We start from the raw sequence: 21,153 nt of genomic DNA, 5'->3' as shown, positions 1-21,153 counted from the left end.
TCCAACTTAAGGAGATGCTGATGCCGGCCTACAAGGCGCCCGTCGAGGACGTGCTGTTTCTGCTCAATGACGTGTTCCACATCGAGCGCCACAACAATGTGGCCGGATTTGGCGAAGCGACCCCCGACGTGGTCGAAGCAATCCTCGTAGAAGCCGGGAAGTTCTGTTCGGAAATACTCGTTCCTCTCAATCGTCAGGGCGACCTTCAGGGCTGTACGCGGCACGCCGACGGGCGCGTGACGACGCCGGACGGCTTCAAGGCGGCTTACGACCAGATGGTCGAAGGCGGCTGGATCGGCATCTCGTGTCCGACCGAATTCGGCGGACAGGGATTGCCGGCCACGATGACGACCGTCATCAACGAATTCCTGGCGTCATCCAATCTCGCCTTCTCGATGTATTCGGGTCTGGTGCAGGGCGCGGTGGCCGCGATCATCACCCACGGCTCCGACGCACAGAAGAAAAAATTCGTGCCGAAGATGGTGGAGGGCGTGTGGGCCGGCACCATGAATCTGACCGAGCCGCATTGCGGCACCGACCTTGGCCTGTTGCGCACCAAGGCGGTGAAGCAGGCGGACGGCAGCTACAAGATTTCCGGCACCAAGATCTTCATCTCCGGCGGCGAACAGGACCTCACCGAGAACATCATCCATCTCGTGCTGGCGCGCATCGAAGGCGCGCCGGCCGGCACCAAGGGCATCTCGCTGTTCATCGTGCCGAAGGTGATGGTGAATGACGACGGCACGCTCGGCGATCGCAACGGCGTCGTCTGCGGCTCGATCGAACACAAGATGGGCATTCACGGCAATGCCACCTGCGTGATGAATTACGACAACGCGACCGGCTATCTCATCGGTGAGGAGAACCGCGGCCTCGCCGCCATGTTCACGATGATGAACGAGGCGCGGCTGGCGGTCGGCGTGCAGGGCCTGGCGATGTCGGAGGTCACCTATCAGAACGCCGTCACCTATACGAAAGAGAGGCTGCAGGGCCGCGCGCTGACCGGACCGAAATTTCCCGACAAGCCGGCCGATCCGATCATCGTGCATCCGGACGTGCGCCGCACGCTGCTGAGCATTCGCGCGGTCAACGAAGCGGGCCGCGCGCTGGTGCTGTGGACCTCGCTGTTCGGTGACATCGCACATCGTTCGCAGGACGAAAAAGAAAAGCAGCATGCCGACGACATGATGGGTCTGCTGACGCCGGTGGTGAAAGGCGTGCTGACCGATCTCGGCTTCGAGAGCGCCGTGAACGCGCAGCAGATGTTCGGCGGTCACGGCTACATTTCCGAGACCGGCATGGAGCAATATGTGCGCGATGCGCGCATTCCGATGATCTATGAGGGCGCGAACGGCATCCAGGCGCTCGATCTCGTCGGCCGCAAGCTGCCGAAGGATGGCGGCAGAGCCGCGATGGCCTTCTTCGCGGAGGTGCAGGGCTTTGTGAATGCGCACAAGGCCGATGACGCGATGAAGCCTTATGTCGAGCCGCTGAATGTCTCGCTCGGGCATCTGCAGCAGGCGACGATGTGGTTCATGCAGAACGCGATGAAGGACCCGGACAATGCCGGCGCCGGCGCCACCGACTACATGCATCTCTTCGGGCTTGTTGCGCTCGGCTACATGTGGGGCCGCATTGTCGTTGCGGTGAACGAGAAGCTTGCGGCCGGTGACGCTTCAGGCGCGGGCGGCGGCAACGTGCTCGATGCGCAGGCGCTGAAAAACAAACTGATCGTCGCAAGATTTTTTGCGGAGAAGATGCTGCCGGAAACGGCCGCGCAACTCGCGCGCATCAGCGCGGGCGCGGGGAGTGTGATGGAGATGGGGATGGAGGGGTTTTAGGGCGCCACATTTTTTTCGATCATGTTAGTGTCGTCGAGGTGCGCGGTTAACATGTTGTAACGGTAGAGAATTTGGGGGGGCTGTGAGTAGTTGGAAGGATTTAGAAGCTACCGTTCGTAAGGCTGCCGCTTCCATTTGGGGAAAGGAATTTAAGTCCACACAGGTGCATGCCCGTCAGATAGACGCCTACGCTGAATTAGACGAAAAGCAATCGGTCGCGATCGAGGTGACAGAGCAGAAGAGCATCAATAAGCTCCAAGAGGACTTGAACAAGCTAATTCATATTAGAAACGTAAATTTTAACTCGGGCTTTATCCAGACGATTTGTATCTGTGTGACGGCTTACGAGCCAACACTTGCCATGCAGGCGGCAGGAAAAAAGATAAATATAGATGTTCTAAGTATAGAGCAGTTCCGAACGCGGTTCTTGCCATTCGATGAATACAACGAAGCGCGCAAGGTGACTCCATTTGGAAGCGCGATCGATCCTGAAACTGGGAGCAAAGACAACACAAAATATGTGCTTGTAAGCTTCAATCGTCAAAAAGGTGGCGAGATAGACACTGCAGAGTTGTCCGAGTTGGTTGCTGGCGGTCGAATCATCGTCATGACTGGCGAGTATGGTACGGGGAAAAGTAAATGTGTTGAGCAAGTTTACAATACTTTGGCGATGTCCGCATGGGAAAATCTTGAGTTCCCAGTGGCCATAGACCTGCGGAAGTGCTGGGGCCTTAAGGATAGATACGAAATCATAAGGCGGCATCTTCAGGATCTAAATCTATCACAGCACGTCGACGCTTTTCTAAAAGCATACAACAACGGGATGTTGATTCTTTTGTTGGATGGCTTTGATGAGTTGGGTGTTCAGTTGTGGAGCGATGACTCGAGCGCGCTAAAAGCGCTTCGAGCCGATGCCTTATCCGGCGTGCGAGATTTGATAACGCATCAACGGATCGGCATTCTCGTTTGTGGCCGCGACCACTATTTCGATAGTAACGATGAGCTTTTCGCAGCGTTGGGGTTGGCAAATTCATCTGCCGAATTGTTGCGATCAAAAGACGAATTCACTTTTGAAGAGATAGCTGAATTCCTCAAGGTTAATGGGCGGGACGGGGATATTCCCGAATGGTTGCCGCGCAAGCCGCTTACCTGCGAGTTTTTTCTCAGGGTTTTTGACGAAGTTGGTGCTGAATTATCCGAAGAATTGGATCTTGTTCAGTTCTGGGACTTGTTGATTAACGCGGTCTGTGAACGTGAGGCGCGCATCCATTCATCCTTCGACGTTGATACGATAAAAAGGATTTTGGTCGAAGTGGCGTCTGCGACGAGAACGAAGCCAGCAAATGTGGGTCCTCTTTCTTTGTCGGAAATACAGGCAGCATTTGAGAGGGTAGTGGGGCACGCGCCGATTGAGCAGGCAAGTGTTCTGCTTCAGCGATTGCCCGGGCTTGGAAGAGCGTCGGCTGATAGCGAAGAGCGCCGGTTTGTAGATACGTACCTTCTTGATGGGCTGCGCGCAACGGATGTAATTTTTATCGCTGATCGACGTGATGCTCGAGCTTCGGACGCTGTCTGGTTGAATCCCTTAAGCGAGAATGGACTTTTGATTTGTGGCCGTAAATTGATGATGCTTAATCTGATAGACGATGCGATTGCTCACTGTAAGGCGAATACAAAAGTAAAAAATCAAACGTTACTACTTGATCTTGTGTGTAGCGTCCTTGTTTCCGGCGTGACCGATGTTGATTTTGGAGGCCAATATATCGAGTATGGTCATGCCTCGGTTCTGGATTTGGCTCATGCGCGCGTTGCTGGGTTGCATGTTGATAATTCGGTGATTGAGCGTCTGATTATCTCTGGTGTCGAAGTAAGAGACGTAAAGATTACGGCCTCAAATATTGGTGTTCTAGAAGGGGTATCTAGTCAGGGGGCAATTCCGGCTTGGCTTAGCGGAAACTCGATTGAAGTTTTTTCTTCAATTGCGACGACCTCTCGCATTCGTGCTGCAAACTTGGAGCCCACTCAAAAGGTTCTTGTGACAGTGCTGCGCAAGACTTTCTTTCAAAAAGGGGCCGGTAGGAAAGAAGAGGCGCTGTTGCGGGGCCTCGGAAAGCTCGTTAAATCGGGAGTTCTTGATCGTATATTAGGAAAGCTGATTAGTGAGGGGTTGCTTAGAAAGGAAAAGGGCGATGGTGGTAACCTCTACATTCCAGTACGAAGCGAAACGCAAAGAGTAGGTAAAATACTTGCCGAGCTAAGCTTATCAAAGGATCCAATTTGGCTCTTTGTTGCGGGGCTTTAGCGCTAGCAAGCCTGCGCGGGGACGAGCGGTGGATGCAAGTCGCGCAGGAGTAGGAGCGTCATCGATTCCATGTTGAACAAACTCTGAATCGGTTAAGCCCGCCTTAGGACCTCACCGGTAACTTTTCTTGCATCACGTTTGTTCAGACCCGCCATGCTCCGTGTTCTCGCCGCCATCCTTGTTCGTCCTGTTGTCCGCAACCGGCGAGAGCTCGTCACCTATGTCGCCAGTGCGACGACCCTTGCGGTCGTGGTGGCGCTGGTCATCGACATCGTCAACCAGCTGGTCTTTTTCGTGAGTTGGGGCGACAGCCTGCGCTCCTGGGCGGTGACGATCTTCGCGGCGATCGTGATTGCCGTGCCGATCCTCTACGGCATCGGCCGCACGCATCTGTCGCTGCATCAGGCGAAAGCCGAGGTCGAGCTGATGAGCCTGACCGATCCGCTCACCGGCCTTGCCAATCGCAGAGCCATTCTCGATCGCGCCGACGCCGCGGCCGGCACGACGCTGGTGCTGATCATCATCGATATCGACAAGTTCAAAAGCGTGAACGACACCTATGGCCATCGCGTCGGCGATGCCGTGCTGAAGACCATCGGCCAGCGCATGGCGGCGGAGCTTGGCGGCCTCGGCATGATCGGCCGCCTGGGCGGCGAGGAATTTGCGGTGGTCTCCTCCGATACGCCGCCCGAGCTTGTGATCGACCGAGTGAAGGCGTTTTGCACGCGCATCGCCGGAACGCCGATCGTGGCGCATCGTATCGCCGTGACAGTGACCGTCTCGGCGGGCGCGGCCATTGGCGACGGCCGCAGCTTCGATGCGCTTTATGCCGAAGCCGACCGCGCGCTCTATGCCGCCAAGGCCGCGGGCCGCAACCGCCTCTGCCTTTCGGCCGGGCTGCAGGACGCAGCGGTCGCCTGACGCTCGATCGTTGCTGCGCCCTAACGCGCCGTCTTGAGATCGTTGATGATGATCTTGGCCGCCCATTCCTGTGGTGACATCCGCTCGGCTTTGGCCTTGTCGTTGATCGCCTTGGCGGCCGCGGGCGGCAGCGGGACATCGAGGATGATTTCGTCGGCCTCTTCGGGCGCGTAAACGGCGCGCGACGCTTGCGAGGCGAAGCTGCGCACCGTCGTTGCTTTCTGCCGGTCGTCGAGTGCGGCATTGGCGGCGACGATCGGGCAGTAGGCGGAAACCAGATTGTCGACGATGTTGCCGGCGCTCATGCCGCGATCACGCAAGGTCGCGACAATGCGATCGAGCGCGGCGGCGCGATCGATGCTGTTGCCGGAGGCCGCGAGCGATTTCAGATCCTCGGCCGAGATCGTGTTGGCCGCGGCCGGATTGTTTGGGCAGGCCAGCGGCTTTGCCAGCAGCCGGTCTTGCGCCGCGATCAGAACCAGCGCGGCGACGGCCATTGCAAATCGTAAGGACATGGCTCGCAAGGACACAGCCCGTAAGGACATGGCTCGAAAGGACATGGCTCGAAGGGACATGGCGGTCTCTCTCATGGGCAAATGACGGACGGCGCAGCCTCGCAGGAAAACCGTAAAGCAATTCCCTCGATATTCGTCCCAATATGCTCGGAAGGCGCCGAAGATCCGGCTCGCGGTGGCCGGGATACGCCCGGCCTAAGCCCCCTCGACCTCTTCGCGCAGCATCTCAAGTTCGAGCCACTTTTCTTCCGCAGCCGCGAGGTCTGTTTGCGCTTTCGAGATCGCGGTCATCGCCGCATCGAAGGCCTTGCGGTCGCGCGCATAGAGCTCCGGATCGTCGAGCTTGCTCTGCAGCGTCTTGATCTCGCCTTCGAGCCTGGCGATCTGCTTGGGCAGATTTTCGAGTGCATGCCTGTCGTTGAAGTTGAGTTTTTTCTTCGGCTTGGTGGCCGCGGCGGCCGCGGCTGCGGCTTTTTGTTCTCTCGCGGTGGCGTTGCGCACAGGCTTGGTCGAGGCAATGTCGGCGCCGCGCTGCGCCAGCATGTCGGAATAGCCGCCGGCATATTCGTTCCAGCGACCATTGCCTTCCGGCACGATCACCGAACTCACCACGCGGTCGAGAAAATCGCGGTCATGGCTGATCAGGATCACCGTGCCGGAATAATCGCTGAGCGTTTCTTCCAATACGTCGAGTGTTTCGAGATCGAGATCGTTGGTTGGTTCGTCGAGCACCAGCAGGTTCGATGGCCGCGCCAGCGCGCGGGCCAGCATCAGCCGCCCGCGTTCGCCGCCCGACAAAGCGCGCAATTGCGTGCGGATCTGTTCGGGGCTGAACAGAAAGTCCTTCATATAGCCGACGACGTGTTTCGTCTGTCCGCCGATGCTGACGGTATCGCCCTTGCCGTCGGTCATCGCTTCGGCCAGCGTCCATTCCGGATTGAGGCTGTCGCGATCCTGTTCGAGGCTGGCCATCTCGATATTGGTGCCGATCCGCACCGAACCGGAATCGGGCGCGAGCGTGCCGGTCAGCAGCGAGAGCAGCGTCGTCTTGCCGCTGCCATTCGGCCCGACGATGCCGATGCGATCGGCACGGTTGATGCGGGTCGAGAAATCGCTGACGATCGGACGCTCATCATAAAACTTCGAGATATGTTTCGCCTCGATCACCAGCGTGCCGGATTTGTCGGCTTCGGCGGCGGTGATCTCGGCCTTGCCGACGCTGCCGCGATAATCGTTCCGGCTTTTGCGCAAGGCCTGCAATTCGGCCATGCGGCGGACATTGCGCTTTCGTCGCGCGGTCACGCCATACCGGACCCAGTCTTCTTCCGCGGCGATCTTGCGATCCAGCTTGTGCTGTTCGAGTTCTTCCTCGGCGAGGATTTCGTCGCGCTTTGTCTCGAAATCGCGAAAGCCGACCTCCAGCCGCCGCGTCTTGCCGCGATCGAGCCACACCGTGACGCGCGTGAGATTGTCGAGGAAGCGGCGGTCATGGCTGATGATGACCAGCGCCGAGCGCCGGCTCTTCAATTCGGTTTCCAGCCATTCGATGGTGGTGAGATCGAGATGGTTGGTCGGCTCGTCCAGCAGTAGGATGTCGGGCGAGGGGGCGAGCACGCGCGCGATCGCGGCGCGGCGTGCCTCACCACCCGAGAGATGGGTGGGGTCTTCGTGGCCGGTCAGGCCGAGCTGTTCCAGGAGGTATTGCGCCTGATAGGTGTCATCGCCCGGAGCCAGGCCCGCCTGCACATAGGACAGGGTGGTGGCGTGACCGGAGAAATCCGGTTCCTGCGGCAGATAGCGGATGGTGGCGCCCGGCTGGGTGAACACGGTTCCCCGGTCCGGCTCGATCATCCCGGCGGTGATTTTCAGCAGCGTCGATTTGCCCGACCCGTTGCGGCCCACCAGACACACCCGTTCGCCGGCCGAAACCTGCAATTCGGCATTGGTCAGAAGCGGCGTGCCGCCAAAAGTGAGCCCGATATCGCGAAGCTGGATCAGAGGTGCCATGGGGCGGGGTGTATCGCGTGGGCGGGCCGCTCGCCATTATAAAAGTGGCTGGGTCGTCTGCAATTCATCAACCTGACTTTTATATGTCTCTCTGTAATGTTGATGCGCAGCGATTAAATCAGGAGTCGTCCCCGCGAAGGCGGGGACCCATAATCGTTCATGGTGGCTATGGGCCCCGCCTTCGCGGGGACCCAGTCGCGGGGGAACGGGGAGTGTCTGCATGACCGACGCCTTCATCTACGATCATCTTCGTTCGCCGCGGGGGCGCGGCAAGGTGGACGGGTCCCTGCATGAGGTCTCGACCGTCAATCTCGGCTCGCAGGTGCTGAGGGGCGTGCGCGAGCGCAACAATCTCGATCCCGAACTGGTCGATGACGTGGTGATGGGCTGCGTCGATCCCGTCGGTGAAGCCGGCGGCGATGTCGCGCGAATCTCGGCGCTGCTGGCCGGCTATGGCGATCATGTGCCCGGCATCCAGATCAACCGTTTCTGTGCGTCGGGTCTCGATGCGGTGAATTTCGCCGCGGCCGAGGTAATGTCCGGCCAGCACAACATGACCATCGGCGGCGGCGTCGAATCGATGAGCCGCGTCGGCATCGGCGCTTCGGGCGGCGCCTGGTTTGCCGATCCGATGGCGGCGATCCCGACCTATTTCATGCCGCAAGGCGTGTCGGCCGATCTGATCGCGACAAAGTATGGTTTCTCGCGCGACGATGTCGACGCCTATGCGGTGGAGAGCCAGAAGCGCGCGGCGCAAAGCTGGGAAGAAGGCCGCTTCACGAAGTCGATCCTTCCGATCAAGGATGTGAACGGCATCACGCTGCTCGACAAGGACGAGCATATGCGGCCTTCGACCACCATGCAGTCGCTGGCCTCGCTCAAGCCGTCCTTTGTCGAGATGGGCCAGATGGGCGGCTTCGACGCGGTGGCATCGCAGCGCTATCCCGAAATCGAAGAGATCAACCACGTGCATCACGCCGGCAATTCGTCCGGCATTGTCGATGGCGCAGCGGCTGTGCTGATCGGCAACAAGGAGGCGGGTGAGGCCGCGGGTCTGAAGCCGCGGGCACGCATCAGGGCCTTTGCGAATATCGGTTCGGAGCCCGGCATCATGCTCACGGGTCCTGTGCCGGTGACAGAGAAGGTCCTGAGGAAAGCCGGCATGTCGGTTGCCGATATCGATCTGTTCGAGCTCAACGAAGCCTTCGCCTCGGTGGTGCTGCGTTACATGCAGGCGTTCGATATCCCGCATGACAGGATCAACGTGAATGGCGGCGCCATCGCCATGGGGCATCCGCTCGGCGCAACCGGCGCGATGCTGGTCGGCACTGTGCTCGACGAGTTGGAGCGGCGCAATCTCAACACCGCGCTGATCACACTTTGCATCGGTGCCGGCATGGGCACGGCGACGATCATCGAGCGGGTTTGATTTTTCCCCTCCCCACCACTCGCAAGTGCTCGCGGGGGAGGGGAACGGCCGGAGCAAGAGATGACCACCAACTTCAAGCTGGAAACCGACTCAGACGGCATCGCGCTGGTGACGTGGGACGCGCCGGGGCGGTCGATGAATGTCATCGACGTCGCAACGATCCTGGAATTGTTCGAGATCGTCGAGAAGACGACCGCCGATGAAGCCATCAAAGGCGTGGTCATCACCTCGGGCAAGGACACGTTCTGCGCCGGTGCTGATCTGACGCTGCTCAACAGCATGTCGGCGCATTATGCGCAGATGGTGCAGTCGCAGGGCGAGGAAGCCGCAGCGAAGCGCCTGTTTGAGGAAAGCCGCAAGCTCTCGCAGCTTTATCGGCGCATCGAAACCTGCGGCAAGCCGTGGGTCGCAGCGCTCAACGGCACAGCGCTGGGTGGCGGCTTCGAATTGGCGCTCGCCTGCCACCATCGTCTTGCTGCCGACAACGACAAGATCCGGCTGGGTTTGCCGGAAATCAAAATCGGATTGTTTCCCGGCGCCGGCGGCACGACGCGTATTTCGCGCATGATGATGCCGGCCGATGCCCTGCAATATCTGCTCAAGGGCGATCAGCTCAAAGCGTCGCGCGCCAAGGGCATGAAGCTGATCGACAATGTCGTTCCTGCGACCAACCTCATCGCTGCGGCGAAAGACTGGATCAAGGCCGGCGGCAAGGCGCAGGCGCCGTGGGATGTGAAGGGCTTCAAGAATCCCGGTGGTCTCGTCTGGTCGAAAGCCGGGATGATGACATTCATGCCGGCGAACGCGATCTATCGCCGTGAAACCTACGACAATTATCCGGCCGCGCGCGCGGTCCTGCAGGTGGTGTTCGACGGGCTGCAACTGCCGTTCGATCTCGCGTTGCAGGTCGAGTCGCGTCACTTCGCGCATATCCTGCGCTCGAAGGAAGCCGCGGCGATGATCCGCACGCTGTTCGTGTCGATGGGCGAACTGAACAAGGGCGCCCGCCGCCCCGCCAATGTGCCGCAGACCAAATTGCAGAAAGTCGGCATCATCGGCGCGGGCTTCATGGGCGCCAGCATCGCCTATGTCAGCGCCAATGCCGGGCTGGATGTCGTGCTGATCGACCGCGATCAGGAATCGGCCGACAAGGGCAAGGCGCATTCGCACAAGCTGATGACCGACCAGATCAACAAAGGCCGCGCGAATGCCGCTGCCCGCGATGCGCTGCTCGCGCGGATCACGCCGACGGATGATTATGAAGCGCTGAAGGGCTGCGATCTCGTGATCGAAGCGGTGTTCGAGGATCGCAAGGTGAAGGCGGAGACCATCGCCAAGGCGCAGGCGGTGGTGCCAGATGTTATTTTTGGCTCCAACACCTCGACGCTGCCGATCACCTCGCTTGCGGAGACCGCGAAGGACCCGTCGCGGTTCGTCGGCATCCATTTCTTCTCGCCGGTGGAGAAGATGATGCTGGTCGAGATCATCATGGGCAAACAGACGGGAGACGATGCGCTGGCGATGGCGCTCGATTTCGTGCGCGCGATCAAGAAGACGCCGATCGTCGTCAACGACTCACGCGGCTTCTATACCTCGCGCGTGGTCGGCACCTATATCCGCGAAGGCCATCTGATGCTGATGGAAGGCGTGCCGGCGGCGATGATCGAGAATGTCGGACGCATGGCCGGCATGCCGGTCGGACCGCTCTCGCTGAACGATGAAGTGGCGGTGGATCTCGCCTGGAAAATCCTCAAAGCCACCGAAGCCGATCTCGGCAAGGATGCGGTCGATACACGGCAGAAGGTGCTGCTGTCGGATATGGTGGAGAAATATGGCCGCCTCGGCCGCAAGAACGGCAAGGGCTTCTACGATTATCCGGAAAAGGGACCGAAGAAACTGTGGCCAGGTCTCGTTGAATTGCAGATGCGAGCGCTCGATCCCGACACCATCGATGTCGATGAACTGAAAAAGCGCATGCTGGCGATCCAGGCGCTGGAAACAGCGCGCTGCTTCGAGGAGGGTGTGCTGACCGATGTGCGCGAGGCCGATGTCGGCTCGATCCTCGGTTTCGGTTTTGCGCCGTTCACCGGCGGCACGTTGTCTTATATCGACATGATGGGCGTGCAGAATTTTGTCGCCTTGTGCGAGCGGCTGGAAAAGACATTCGGCTCGCGCTTCAGGCCGAATGCGCTGTTGCTCGATCTCGCGGCCAAGGGCGAAACGTTTTACGGGCGCTTCGCAAGCGGTGGGAAGAAAGAGGCGGCTTAGAAATGCTGGCGGATTACGCTTCGCTAATCCGCCCTACACCTACATCTCCAACACCTTCGCAATCCGTGTGCACGCCTCTTCAATCTGTTTCGGATCGCGCGCAAAGCACAGCCGCATGAAGTGCTCGCCGCCGGCGCCAAAGGCCGTACCCGGTGCAAGGCCGGCCTGCGCTTCATCCACCAGCCGCCGTGCCAGCGCCGGCATATCGTTCTCGCCGTCCACCGAAAAGAACAGATAGAAGGCGCCCTTCGGAATGGCGAAGCGGCAGCGTCCGGTGCGGCCGAGGATATCGCAGGCGATGTCGCGGCTTTGGCGGGCCCGGGCGACCTGCGTGGCAACAAAGTCTTCGCCCTGTTTCAGCGCCACGACACCGGCGCGCTGCATGAATTGCGCGACGCCCGATGTCGAATACTGAATGAGATTTTCGACCACCTGCCCGAGCGAGGGATTCGCCGCGATCCAGCCCATGCGCCAGCCGGTCATCGCCCAGTTCTTGGAAAACGTATTGACGAACAGGATCCGGTCATCCGGCGCCATCACGTCGAAGAAGGACGGCGCGCGCGCCCCTTCGCCATACCAGAAGCGCGAATAGATTTCGTCGGCAACGATCCAGAGCCGGTGTGCCCGCGCAAGCGCGAGCAATTCACGCAATTCGTCCTGCGTTGCGGTCCATCCGGTCGGATTGGAGGGCGACACCATCACAAGGACGCGGGTTCGATCCGTGATCGCCGCGGCGATGCGTTCGATGTCCAGTGTCCAGCCGTCATTGCCAAATTGCAGTGGAACTTCGACGGGGCGAGCACCGGCAATGCCTGTCGCCGCAGCCGCATTCGGCCAGGCGGGCGTTGGAATGATCACCTCGCTGCCGGCCTCGGCGGTCATGGCCAGCGCGATCTGGATCGATTGCATGCCTGACCCGGTGACGAAGAATTCGTCGGCCGTGAATACCCGGCCGAAATGCCTAGTGTGATATTGCGCCAGCGCCTCCCGCAATTCGGGAATGCCACGTTGCCACGTATAGAAGGTCTCGCCGGCGGCCAGCGCCTGCGCCGCAGCGTCGATGATGAATGACGGCGTCGGCAGATCGCCTTCGCCGGCCCAGAGCGGCATGACCCCGCCGCGCTGGCGGCCGTAATTCATGATATCGACGATGCCGCTTTCCGGCGCTTCGCGCGCCGGAGAGCGCAGGGCTCCGAGCAGATCGGGTGAGGGCATTGGCGCGTTCTGGATTGTCCGATGCCTAGCTTTTCTTCGCCATCAGGTCCCGGATTTCTTCCAGCAGCTTCTCCTGCCGCGGCGGCTCGCTCGCCTTTGCCGGTTGTTCGGCGGCCACCCGGCGGCGCAGGATGTTGATGCCCTTGACCACGAAAAACAGGGCGCCGGCAATGATCAGGAAGTTGATGGCGACGGTCAGGAAGTGGCCCCAGGCCAGCACCGCCCCCTGCTTCTTGGCATCGGCCAGGTTTGTGGCCGTCACCTCTTTCGAGAGCCCGATGAAGTAATTGGAGAAATCCAGTCCGCCGAGGGCGCCGAAAATCGGCATGATCATGTCGCCGACCAGCGACTCGACAATACGGCCGAAGGCGGCGCCGATGATCACGCCGATGGCGAGATCAACCACATTGCCCTTGACCGCAAATTCCTGGAACTCCTTCAATATGGCCATCAATTTCTCCTGTGGCGGGGGCCCGATGATGTTAACGATACGGTCCTGCCGGAGTTCACGAAAGGCCCATGGTTTGGTCGAACGGTAGCCATGAACCGCAATTTGTGATGTTTTATGCGATGGTTGGTCGGCCCGTCGGGAAAGGACGCTGGCCATGATTCTTGAGGCCTGGATCGTTGTTGCGATCGCGCTGGCCTATATCGGATTTCTGTTCGTCGTGGCGAGCTACGGCGACCGCCGCTGGCGTCTTGCGCGTCGAGACCGCTCGCGCCTGCTGATCTATCCGCTCTGCCTTGCGATCTATTGCACGTCCTGGACCTTCTTCGGGTCGGTCGGACTTGCGTCGAAAGCGGGCTTCGACTTCCTGACCATCTATATCGGACCGATCCTGATGATCGGTTTGTTCACGCCGCTGGTGCTGCGCATCGTGCGGCTGGCCAAGAGCCAGAACATCACCTCGATCGCCGACTTCATCGCCGCGCGTTATGGCAAGCGGCAATCTGTGGCGGCTTTGGTGGCCCTGATCGCCATCATCGGCACCATTCCCTACATCGCGCTGCAATTGAAAGCCGTGTCGTCGATGTTCGGCACGGTGTTCTTGCATGTCGCGCCGGGTTTCACACCAAACGCCGTTGGCGATACCGCACTGCTGGTGGCGCTGGCGATGGCGGCTTTCGCGATCCTGTTCGGGACGCGTCATATCGATGCGACGGAGCATCAGGATGGCCTGATGCTGGCCATCGCGACCGAGTCGATCGTGAAACTGGCGGCCTTTCTCGCGGTCGGCTTGTTCGTCACGTATGTGATGTTCGATGGCCCGGCCGATCTGTTCTCGCGCGCCTTGAGCCGGCCGGACACGGCAGCGGTGCTGACGACGCCGCCCACCTTCTCCACGGTCATTGCGATGACGCTGCTGTCGTTCGTCGCGATCATTTTGCTGCCGCGGCAATTCCACGTCACCGTGGTGGAGAACCATTCCGAAGCCGAGGTGAAGCGGGCGGCGTGGCTGTTTCCGCTTTATCTTGTGCTGATCAATCTGTTCGTCATACCGATCGCGCTGGCAGGTCTGCTCACCTTTCCGTCGAGCGGCGCCGACAGCGACATGTTCGTGCTCGCCTTGCCGCTGTCGGTGAACGCTTCGTTCTTCACCATTGCCGCCTTTATCGGCGGATTGTCGGCGGCCACCGCGATGGTGATCGTGGAATCGGTGGCGCTGGCGATCATGGTGTCGAATGACCTTGTGGTGCCGATCTTCCTCAAGCGGCGGTCTGCGCTGGTGACCGGACAGGCCGACGTCGGCGCCTTGTTGCTGCGCATCCGGCGTATCGCCATCTTTGCCATTCTGCTGCTGGCTTATCTTTATTATCACTCGGTCGGCGACGCACAGCTTGCGGCCATCGGCCTGCTCTCATTTGCTGCGGCGGCGCAACTTGCGCCGGCTTTTTTCGGCGGGTTGTTCTGGCGGCAGGGGACCGCGCGCGGTGCGATCGCCGGCTTGACCGTCGGTATTCTGGCCTGGGCTTATACTTTGCTCATTCCGAGCGCAGCCGGCAGCGGCCTGGTCAGTCCGTCGGTACTGACCGATGGGCCGTTCGGCTTGTGGTTCCTGCGGCCACAGGCCTTGTTCGGGCTCGATCTGCCGCAACTCGCGCATGGCGTGTTCTGGAGTCTGGCGCTCAACATCATCGCCTATGTCGGCTTTTCGCTCAGCCGAGCACCGGAGGCGATCGAACGCGTTCAGGCCGATGTGTTCGTTCCCGATTCAGCGCCCGCGCCGAGTTTCCGTTTGTGGCGATCGGCCGTTACCGTGGATGAACTGACGGCGACGGTCTCGCGCTATATCGGTGAGGAGCGTACCCGCTCGTCGTTCGAGAGTTTCGCTGCGGCCAAGCGTATCGATACGACGCCGGGAAGCCCCGCCGACTTCCAGTTGTTACAGCATGCCGAGCATCTGCTGGCATCGGCGATCGGTGCAGCGTCATCGCGCCTCGTCTTGTCATTGCTGCTGCGCAAGCGCACCGTCTCCACTCGCGCAGCATTGAAGCTGCTCGACGATGCCAATGCGGCGATCCATTACAATCGCGAAATCCTGCAGACCGCGCTCGAGCATGTGAGCGAAGGCATTGCAGTGTTCGACAAGGAGTTCCAGCTCGTGTGCTGGAACCGGCAGTTCGGCGAAGTGCTCGATCTGCCGCGTGACATGATCGGCATTGGTACACGCCTCGAGGAGATTCTCCGTCTGCATGCGGAGCGGGGTGTGTTCGGTCGGGGCGATATCGACGAACTCGTGGCCGAGCGCATGGCTCGCTACGTCGCGGCAGAACCGTTCATCGAACGCTTCAGCGAACGCGGTCTCGTGCTTGATGTGCGTACGAACCACATGCCTGGTGGTGGCATCGTCACGACCTTTACCGACGTCACGCCGAGCTTCGAAGCCGCCGAAGCGCTGGAGCGGCGCGTTGCAGAACGCACAACAGAACTGACCTTGCTGAATGGCGAACTCGTGCGCGCCAAGGCCGATGCGGAAGAGGCCAACATCTCCAAGACGCGCTTCCTTGCTGCTGCGAGCCACGACATTCTGCAGCCACTGAATGCCGCACGCCTTTACGTGACGTCGCTGGTCGAACGGCAGGGCAGCGGCGAGGACGGCCGGCTGGTCGGCAATATCGATGCATCGCTCGATGCGGTCGAGGAAATTCTTGGTGCGCTGCTGGATATCTCGCGCCTCGATACCGGCGCGATGAAGCCGGAGGTCGGGTCCTTCCGCCTCGACGAGATGATGCGCCAGCTTGAGGTCGAATTCGCCCCGCTGGCGCGTGAGAAAGGGCTCGATCTGACCTTCGTCCTGTCCAGCGCAACCGTGCGGTCGGACCGGCGGTTGCTGCGGCGGCTCCTGCAAAACCTGATTTCGAACGCGATCAAGTATACGCCGCGGGGGCGGGTTCTTGTTGGTTGCCGTCGCACCCATGGCGCGCTGCGGATCGAAGTGCATGACAGCGGGCTCGGTATTCCGCCATCGCAGACGCGTGCGATCTTCCGTGAATTTCACCGGTTGCAGGATGGTGCGAAGGTTGCGCGCGGCCTTGGGCTCGGCTTGTCGATCGTCGAACGGATCGGCCGCGTGTTGAATCACTCCGTGGAGTTGAAGTCGCGGCCCGGGCGCGGCTCGATGTTCTCGGTCGAGGTGCCGGTTGCGGCCGCGGTGCGTGCGTCGGTGCTGCAGCGCCCGGTGCGCGCGATTCCTGCGCAGCTTGGCGGCATGGCGGTGCTGTGTATCGATAACGATCCCCAGATCCTCGACGGCATGGAAGCATTGCTGAGCGGCTGGGGTTGTCAGGTGATGAAAGCGCCGAACCTGTCAGCGGCGATAGCGGTCATCGAAACATCGGATTCGGTGCTCAGCGGCCTTCTGGTCGATTATCATCTCGACGATGGCAACGGGATCGATGTGATCGTGCGGTTGCGGGAGCGTTTCGGCCGTACCATGCCGTCGATCCTGATCACCGCCGACCGTACGCCGCGCGTGCGAGACGAGGCGCGTCGTCACGATGTGCCGATCCTCAATAAGCCCGTGAAGCCGGCTGCGCTCCGTGCCTTGCTGGCGCAGTGGCGCATGCAGACGATTGCGGCAGAGTGATCATTGCTCCAGCGCCGGCCACTGGCCGACTTCGATCTTCGAGGCCGCAATCACCGCCTGGGTACGGCTTTCGACGCCGAGCTTCTGCAGGATCGCCGAGACATGCGCCTTCACGGTGGCTTCCGACACAGACAGCTCGTAGGCGATCTGCTTGTTGAGCAGACCCTCCGACAGCATCATCAAGACGCGCACCTGTTGCGGCGTCAGCGTCGCCAGCCGGGCAAGCAGGGCCGCGGTTTCCACATCCGTTCCGGCCTCGAGATCGATATCCGGAGGCGTCCAGACGCCGCCTTTCAGGACGGCACCGATCGCGGCCCGCATCTCTTCGATATCCAACGTTTTCGGAATGAAGCCGGAGGCGCCGAAATCCATGCAGCGGCGGATGACGGTCGGGTCGTCGTTTCCCGACACCACGACGACCGGCACACCGGGATATTGGGCGCGCAGATACATCAGGCCGGAAAAGCCCCGCACGCCGGGCATGGTGAGGTCGAGCAGGATCAGGTCGACATCGCTGCCGGCTTCGAGAAGCTTGGACACGTCGTCGAACGAGCCGGCTTCGGAAATTTCGACCCGGCCAAACAATCCGCCGACGGATTCGCGGAGTGCCCCGCGGAACAGCGGGTGATCGTCGGCGATCACCAGGCGATATGTCGTTTCTGTCACTTCGGCGTCATTCCTTGATCAATCCACGGCGCCACATGTGACGACTTTACAACATTTTTGCCTAAGTCGAGAGAAAGCCTGCCGCCAACCTCAAGATGTATCCTGGAGCCCTTCGGCTTTGATGGGATCAAAGCCGGGGCCTCCAGCTTTTGTTTTGACGCGTTTTCTTCACGCGAACCGGTACCCACTTCGCTCGAAAACGCTCTAACCGCGCTGGCTGCCGGCGAATTGCAGAATGATCTGGCGCCGGTGCGGACGAGCGCGATGCTCGATCAGATAGATGCCCTGCCAGGTGCCAAGTGCAAGATGTCCGCCCACAATCGGGATTTGCAGGGACACACCCGTCAGCATCGTCCGCACATGGGCGGGCATGTCATCGGGGCCTTCGGTATCGTGAATCCAGCCGAAATCGCGTGGGGCAAGGTGACGCAGCGCCGTGGTCAGATCGCGCAGGACATCGGGATCGGCATTTTCCTGGATCGTCAGCGACGCCGACGTGTGGCGCAAGAACAGCGAGACCGTGCCGTCCCGTGCGGTGGCCTTGTCAGCGAAATGGCGCACCTCGGCGGTGATATCGATGAAGCCTTCGCCGGGCGTGTCGATCGTCAATTCGGCGGTGGCGATGACATTGGCGGTCACCGTGGTGATGGTGGACAAGCCCACGATGCCACTCAGATCTGGGTGAAGATGTCCCGCTGCAGCCGCGCGATCATTTCGACCAGGCGCCGCCAGATCCGCTCGGCGGTTGCTATGGCGCGGTCGATCTCCGCGTCTGTCGGCGACTTGCCGTCCTGCGGCGGTGTCTGCGCTTTCGCCTGCGGGGTGCCGGGCGGGGTGACGCCGCGCGCCAGCATGTCTTTCTTGAGAGCGGCATTCGCCTTCTGCAGCCGGGCGATCTCTTCTTCCAGCGCGCTGCGCTCGTCCGGAACCGGGTGGCAGGCCCAGCCAAGTTCGCGGCGGGTGCAGACCGACACATGACCCGTCTGCTGGTCGAGCCGCAGATAGCCGTCATCCGTCCGGTTCAGCGTATAGCGGCCATTGTCCGTATCGGGTGCGTTCTGGGCCGCAGCCGGGGCTGCGAGCAGCAGAAACGGGGCGATAACGAGGGTGCGAAACATGGGCAAAATCCCCTTTGACCTACGATCGGATTGTAGCATTCACCGAACCTGCACCGAAAGTCGCGTGGCGATCCGGATGACGCGTTGTCGCTGCTGGCCAAGTAATTGAAACTACGTTGTTATTCCAGCATTGCGCGGCGCACAGCGTTTCTTGACTTGCGAAAACCGCATAAGTATGGTCCGCCCGGCTTTGAGGGGTACGAGGGCCTTCGGGACGTTTCCTGAGGCGAGTGTCGAAAGCATGGCTGACGGCGCACGCGACAAAGACGGTTCGAAAAATCCAGCCTCTTCGGAAGCTGCCTTCTCCGCGAGGCTGAAGAGCCTCGGTGCGAAGCTCGATCAAGTCGAGCGACGCAAACCGGAGGTGCGCGAATCCCCGCAATCGGGTTCCGATCCGTCAGCAATGGCGCGCGGTTTCCGGCTCTCCGCCGAACTTGTGGCGGGCGTGCTCGTGGGGGCGGTTATCGGCTGGTTGCTGGATCGCCTGCTGGGACTCTCGCCGTGGGGGATGATCGTATTTGTGCTGCTCGGCTTCGTGGCCGGGGTGTTGAACGTGATGCGTGCGGCCGGGGTTCTTGCGCCAAGCAAACTTCCCGGTGGCGGCGCTGACAAAACCTGATCCGCATTCGCGCGGCGACCGAAGGACCAAGACGCGGCCATGGCCGATCCGATCCACCAGTTCGAAATCCAGAAGATCGTTACGCTCGGTCATATTGGCGGACACGAAATCGCCTTCACCAATTCTGCGCTGTACATGTTTCTCGCAGTCGCCGGCGTCTCTCTGCTGATGCTGGGCGCCACCGCCAGCCGGGCCGTCATTCCGGGCCGGATGCAGTCGATCGCGGAAATCACCTACGAATTTGTCGCGGACACGTTGCGAAGTTCGGCCGGCAAGGAGGGGATGAAGTTCTTCCCCCTCGTCTTCACGCTGTTCACCTTCATTCTGTTTGCGAACATGATCGGGATGATCCCGGGCACCTTCACGGTGACCAGCCATCTCATCATCACCGCCGCGCTGGCGATGATCGTGTTCCTGACGGTGCTGATCTATGGTTTCTACAAGAACGGTGTGAAATTCCTGAAGCTGTTCGTTCCGAGTGGCGTGCCGATCTACATCATGCCGCTGATCGTGCTGATCGAGGTGATCTCGTTCCTGTCGCGGCCGATCTCTCATAGCGTGCGTCTGTTCGCCAACGTCTTTGCCGGCCACATCACGCTGAAGGTGTTCGCAGGCTTCGTGACGATGCTCGGCGGCCTCGGGTTCCTCGGCTGGCTCGGCGCGGTCCTGCCGCTCGGCATGACCGTGGCGCTGACCGCTCTCGAATTCCTGGTCGCCTTCCTGCAGGCCTATGTGTTCACGATCCTGACCTGCATCTATCTCAACGACGCTATTCACCCGGGCCACTGACGCCCGGGCAACCCTCTCATCAGATCGATCCCAAAGGAGCAATCAATGGATCCTGTTGCAGCAAAGTACATCGGTGCCGGCATCGCTTGCCTCGGCATGGGCCTCGCCGGCGTCGGCGTGGGTAACATCTTCGCCAACTTCCTCGGTTCGGCGCTGCGTAACCCGTCGGCTGCCCAGGGCCAGTTCGGCAACCTGATCTTCGGCTTTGCGGTGACCGAAGCGCTCGGCATCTTCTCGCTGCTGATCGCGCTGCTGCTGCTGTTCGCCGTCTAATCCTCAAGGAGTGAGGACCTGCGCGCGGTTCGCGCGCGCAGGTGGAGAGAGTCCCGATGGCCACCAAAGCGACTACCGAAGCCCATGGCGGTGCTCATGACGGAGCGAAAGCGCCGTTCCCGCCATTCAATTCGGAAACCTTCGCGTCCCAGCTGATCTGGTTCGCGATCGCCTTCGTTCTGCTCTACGTTTTGATGTCGCGTGTGGCTTTGCCGCGCGTCGGCGCCATCGTCGAGGCGCGAGCCGGCAAGATTGCCGACGATCTCGCGGCGGCACAGAAGCTGAAGGACGAGACCGACGCGGCCATCGCCGATTATGAAAAGAAGCTGGCCGATGCGCGGACCAACGCACAGTCGATTGCCGGTCAGACGCGTGACAAGCTGACGGCCGAAGCGGACGTGCGCCGCAAGACGCTCGAAGGCAAACTGCATGAGCGTCTGCAGGATGCGGAAAAGACCATCGAGCAGACCAAGACCGCGGCCATGTCGAATGTTCGTGGTATTGCCACCGATACGGCTTCGGCGATCGTCGAGCGCCTGATCGGTAACAAGCCGGACCAAGCTTCGGTCTCCGACGCTGTCGACCAGTCGATGAAGCGCTAAGGATCCAGACCATGTTCGAAGCAGAATTCTGGGTTGCCGTAGCGCTGGTGATCTTTCTGGCTGGATTGCTCTATTTGGGCGTCCACAAGACGATCGCGAGCACGCTCGACAAGCGCAGTTCGCGCATTCAATCGGAGCTTGAAGAGGCCGCGCGTCTGAAGGCGGAAGCCGTGGCGCTGCTGGCCGAATACAAGCAGAAGACGGCCAATGCCGAGAAGGAAGCGGCCGACATCATCGAGAGTGCCAAGGCCGATGCCGAGCGTCTTGCCGCCGAGGCGCATGCCAAGCTCGAGGATTTTGTCACCCGCCGCACGCAAATGGCGGAGGCCAAGATCGCGCAGGCCGAAGCTCAGGCTCTGGCCGAAGTGCGCAGTGTCGCTGCTGAAGTTGCGGTCGGTGCCGCCGAAAAGGTGCTGGCGCATACCGCCAAGGGTTCGATTGCAGCCGACCTGATCTCGCGCGGCATTGACGACGTCAAGAAGAAGCTGAATTAGGCTTCT

Annotated in this window: 18 protein-coding genes; 11 read left to right on the top strand and 7 right to left on the bottom strand. The window is 60.5% G+C overall.

Going from position 1 to position 21,153, the window contains the following annotated elements; all coding sequences use genetic code 11:
• The first annotated feature begins 20 nt into the window (after positions 1-20).
• The 3 genes from CAK95_RS05615 (at position 21) to CAK95_RS05605 (ending at position 5,064) form a co-directional block, all read left to right on the top strand.
• The gene (locus tag CAK95_RS05615; RefSeq protein WP_086091210.1) at positions 21-1,841 is read left to right on the top strand and encodes an acyl-CoA dehydrogenase C-terminal domain-containing protein; all 1,821 of its coding nucleotides are present in this window, start codon (positions 21-23) and stop codon (positions 1,839-1,841) included.
• An 82-nt stretch (positions 1,842-1,923) separates the two neighbouring features.
• On the top strand, positions 1,924-4,143 hold the full coding sequence (locus CAK95_RS05610) for an NACHT domain-containing protein (protein WP_147413687.1): 2,220 nt from the start codon (positions 1,924-1,926) through the stop codon (positions 4,141-4,143).
• Between the two features lie 153 nt (positions 4,144-4,296).
• Complete coding sequence (locus CAK95_RS05605; RefSeq protein WP_086087036.1) at positions 4,297-5,064, top strand: GGDEF domain-containing protein; 768 nt, start codon at positions 4,297-4,299, stop codon at positions 5,062-5,064.
• A gap of 20 nt (positions 5,065-5,084) precedes the next feature.
• Here the strand turns inward: CAK95_RS05605 and CAK95_RS05600 are convergent, their stop codons facing one another.
• Positions 5,085-5,561, bottom strand: a complete 477-nt coding sequence (locus CAK95_RS05600) for a hypothetical protein (RefSeq protein WP_086087035.1) — start codon at positions 5,559-5,561, stop codon at positions 5,085-5,087.
• A gap of 213 nt (positions 5,562-5,774) precedes the next feature.
• A complete protein-coding gene (locus CAK95_RS05595) occupies positions 5,775-7,586 on the bottom strand; it encodes an ABC-F family ATP-binding cassette domain-containing protein (RefSeq protein WP_086087034.1) in 1,812 nt (603 codons plus the stop codon).
• A 220-nt stretch (positions 7,587-7,806) separates the two neighbouring features.
• Here CAK95_RS05595 and CAK95_RS05590 point away from each other — a divergent pair, with 220 nt between their 5' ends.
• Positions 7,807-9,015 (top strand): acetyl-CoA C-acetyltransferase, encoded by a 1,209-nt coding sequence (locus CAK95_RS05590; protein WP_086087033.1) that lies wholly within the window; start codon positions 7,807-7,809, stop codon positions 9,013-9,015.
• A gap of 60 nt (positions 9,016-9,075) precedes the next feature.
• Positions 9,076-11,283, top strand: coding sequence for an FAD-dependent oxidoreductase (locus CAK95_RS05585; protein ID WP_086087032.1), 2,208 nt, complete (start codon positions 9,076-9,078; stop codon positions 11,281-11,283).
• A gap of 39 nt (positions 11,284-11,322) precedes the next feature.
• Here CAK95_RS05585 and CAK95_RS05580 read toward each other — a convergent pair whose 3' ends face one another.
• Both CAK95_RS05580 and mscL read right to left on the bottom strand, forming a co-directional pair.
• Positions 11,323-12,498: a pyridoxal phosphate-dependent aminotransferase gene (locus CAK95_RS05580; protein ID WP_086087031.1), complete on the bottom strand. Its 1,176-nt coding sequence runs from the start codon at positions 12,496-12,498 to the stop codon at positions 11,323-11,325.
• Between the two features lie 25 nt (positions 12,499-12,523).
• Positions 12,524-12,943 carry a large conductance mechanosensitive channel protein MscL gene (gene mscL, locus CAK95_RS05575; RefSeq protein ID WP_183044313.1) on the bottom strand — a complete coding sequence of 140 codons (420 nt, stop codon included), beginning with the start codon at positions 12,941-12,943 and terminating at the stop codon, positions 12,524-12,526.
• Positions 12,944-13,106: 163 nt separating this feature from the next.
• Between mscL and CAK95_RS05570 the strand changes: the two genes are divergently transcribed.
• On the top strand, positions 13,107-16,586 hold the full coding sequence (locus CAK95_RS05570; RefSeq protein ID WP_086091209.1) for a hybrid sensor histidine kinase/response regulator: 3,480 nt from the start codon (positions 13,107-13,109) through the stop codon (positions 16,584-16,586).
• Here CAK95_RS05570 and CAK95_RS05565 read toward each other — a convergent pair whose 3' ends face one another.
• The 3 genes from CAK95_RS05565 to CAK95_RS05555 form a co-directional block, all read right to left on the bottom strand.
• On the bottom strand, positions 16,587-17,252 hold the full coding sequence (locus CAK95_RS05565) for a response regulator transcription factor (protein WP_086087029.1): 666 nt from the start codon (positions 17,250-17,252) through the stop codon (positions 16,587-16,589).
• 204 nt (positions 17,253-17,456) lie between these two features.
• Complete coding sequence (locus CAK95_RS05560) at positions 17,457-17,915, bottom strand: secondary thiamine-phosphate synthase enzyme YjbQ (protein ID WP_245303639.1); 459 nt, start codon at positions 17,913-17,915, stop codon at positions 17,457-17,459.
• A gap of 8 nt (positions 17,916-17,923) precedes the next feature.
• A complete protein-coding gene (locus tag CAK95_RS05555) occupies positions 17,924-18,370 on the bottom strand; it encodes a hypothetical protein (RefSeq protein ID WP_086087027.1) in 447 nt (148 codons plus the stop codon).
• 241 nt (positions 18,371-18,611) lie between these two features.
• Here CAK95_RS05555 and CAK95_RS05550 point away from each other — a divergent pair, with 241 nt between their 5' ends.
• The 5 genes from CAK95_RS05550 to CAK95_RS05530 are packed head-to-tail and all read left to right on the top strand — an operon-like array spanning position 18,612 to position 21,147.
• On the top strand, positions 18,612-18,989 hold the full coding sequence (locus CAK95_RS05550) for an AtpZ/AtpI family protein (protein ID WP_086087026.1): 378 nt from the start codon (positions 18,612-18,614) through the stop codon (positions 18,987-18,989).
• A 39-nt stretch (positions 18,990-19,028) separates the two neighbouring features.
• The gene (locus CAK95_RS05545; protein ID WP_086087025.1) at positions 19,029-19,778 is read left to right on the top strand and encodes a F0F1 ATP synthase subunit A; all 750 of its coding nucleotides are present in this window, start codon (positions 19,029-19,031) and stop codon (positions 19,776-19,778) included.
• Between the two features lie 45 nt (positions 19,779-19,823).
• The gene (locus CAK95_RS05540) at positions 19,824-20,051 is read left to right on the top strand and encodes a F0F1 ATP synthase subunit C (RefSeq protein WP_086087024.1); all 228 of its coding nucleotides are present in this window, start codon (positions 19,824-19,826) and stop codon (positions 20,049-20,051) included.
• A gap of 56 nt (positions 20,052-20,107) precedes the next feature.
• Complete coding sequence (locus CAK95_RS05535) at positions 20,108-20,653, top strand: F0F1 ATP synthase subunit B (protein ID WP_086087023.1); 546 nt, start codon at positions 20,108-20,110, stop codon at positions 20,651-20,653.
• A gap of 11 nt (positions 20,654-20,664) precedes the next feature.
• Positions 20,665-21,147: a F0F1 ATP synthase subunit B family protein gene (locus CAK95_RS05530; protein ID WP_086087022.1), complete on the top strand. Its 483-nt coding sequence runs from the start codon at positions 20,665-20,667 to the stop codon at positions 21,145-21,147.
• The last annotated feature ends 6 nt before the right edge of the window (positions 21,148-21,153 follow it).

The organism is Pseudorhodoplanes sinuspersici (assembly GCF_002119765.1).
Classification (GTDB): Bacteria; Pseudomonadota; Alphaproteobacteria; order Rhizobiales; family Xanthobacteraceae; genus Pseudorhodoplanes; species Pseudorhodoplanes sinuspersici.
The sequence above is the reverse complement of the archived record's forward strand: the minus strand, read 5'-3'. Positions and strand labels throughout refer to the sequence as shown.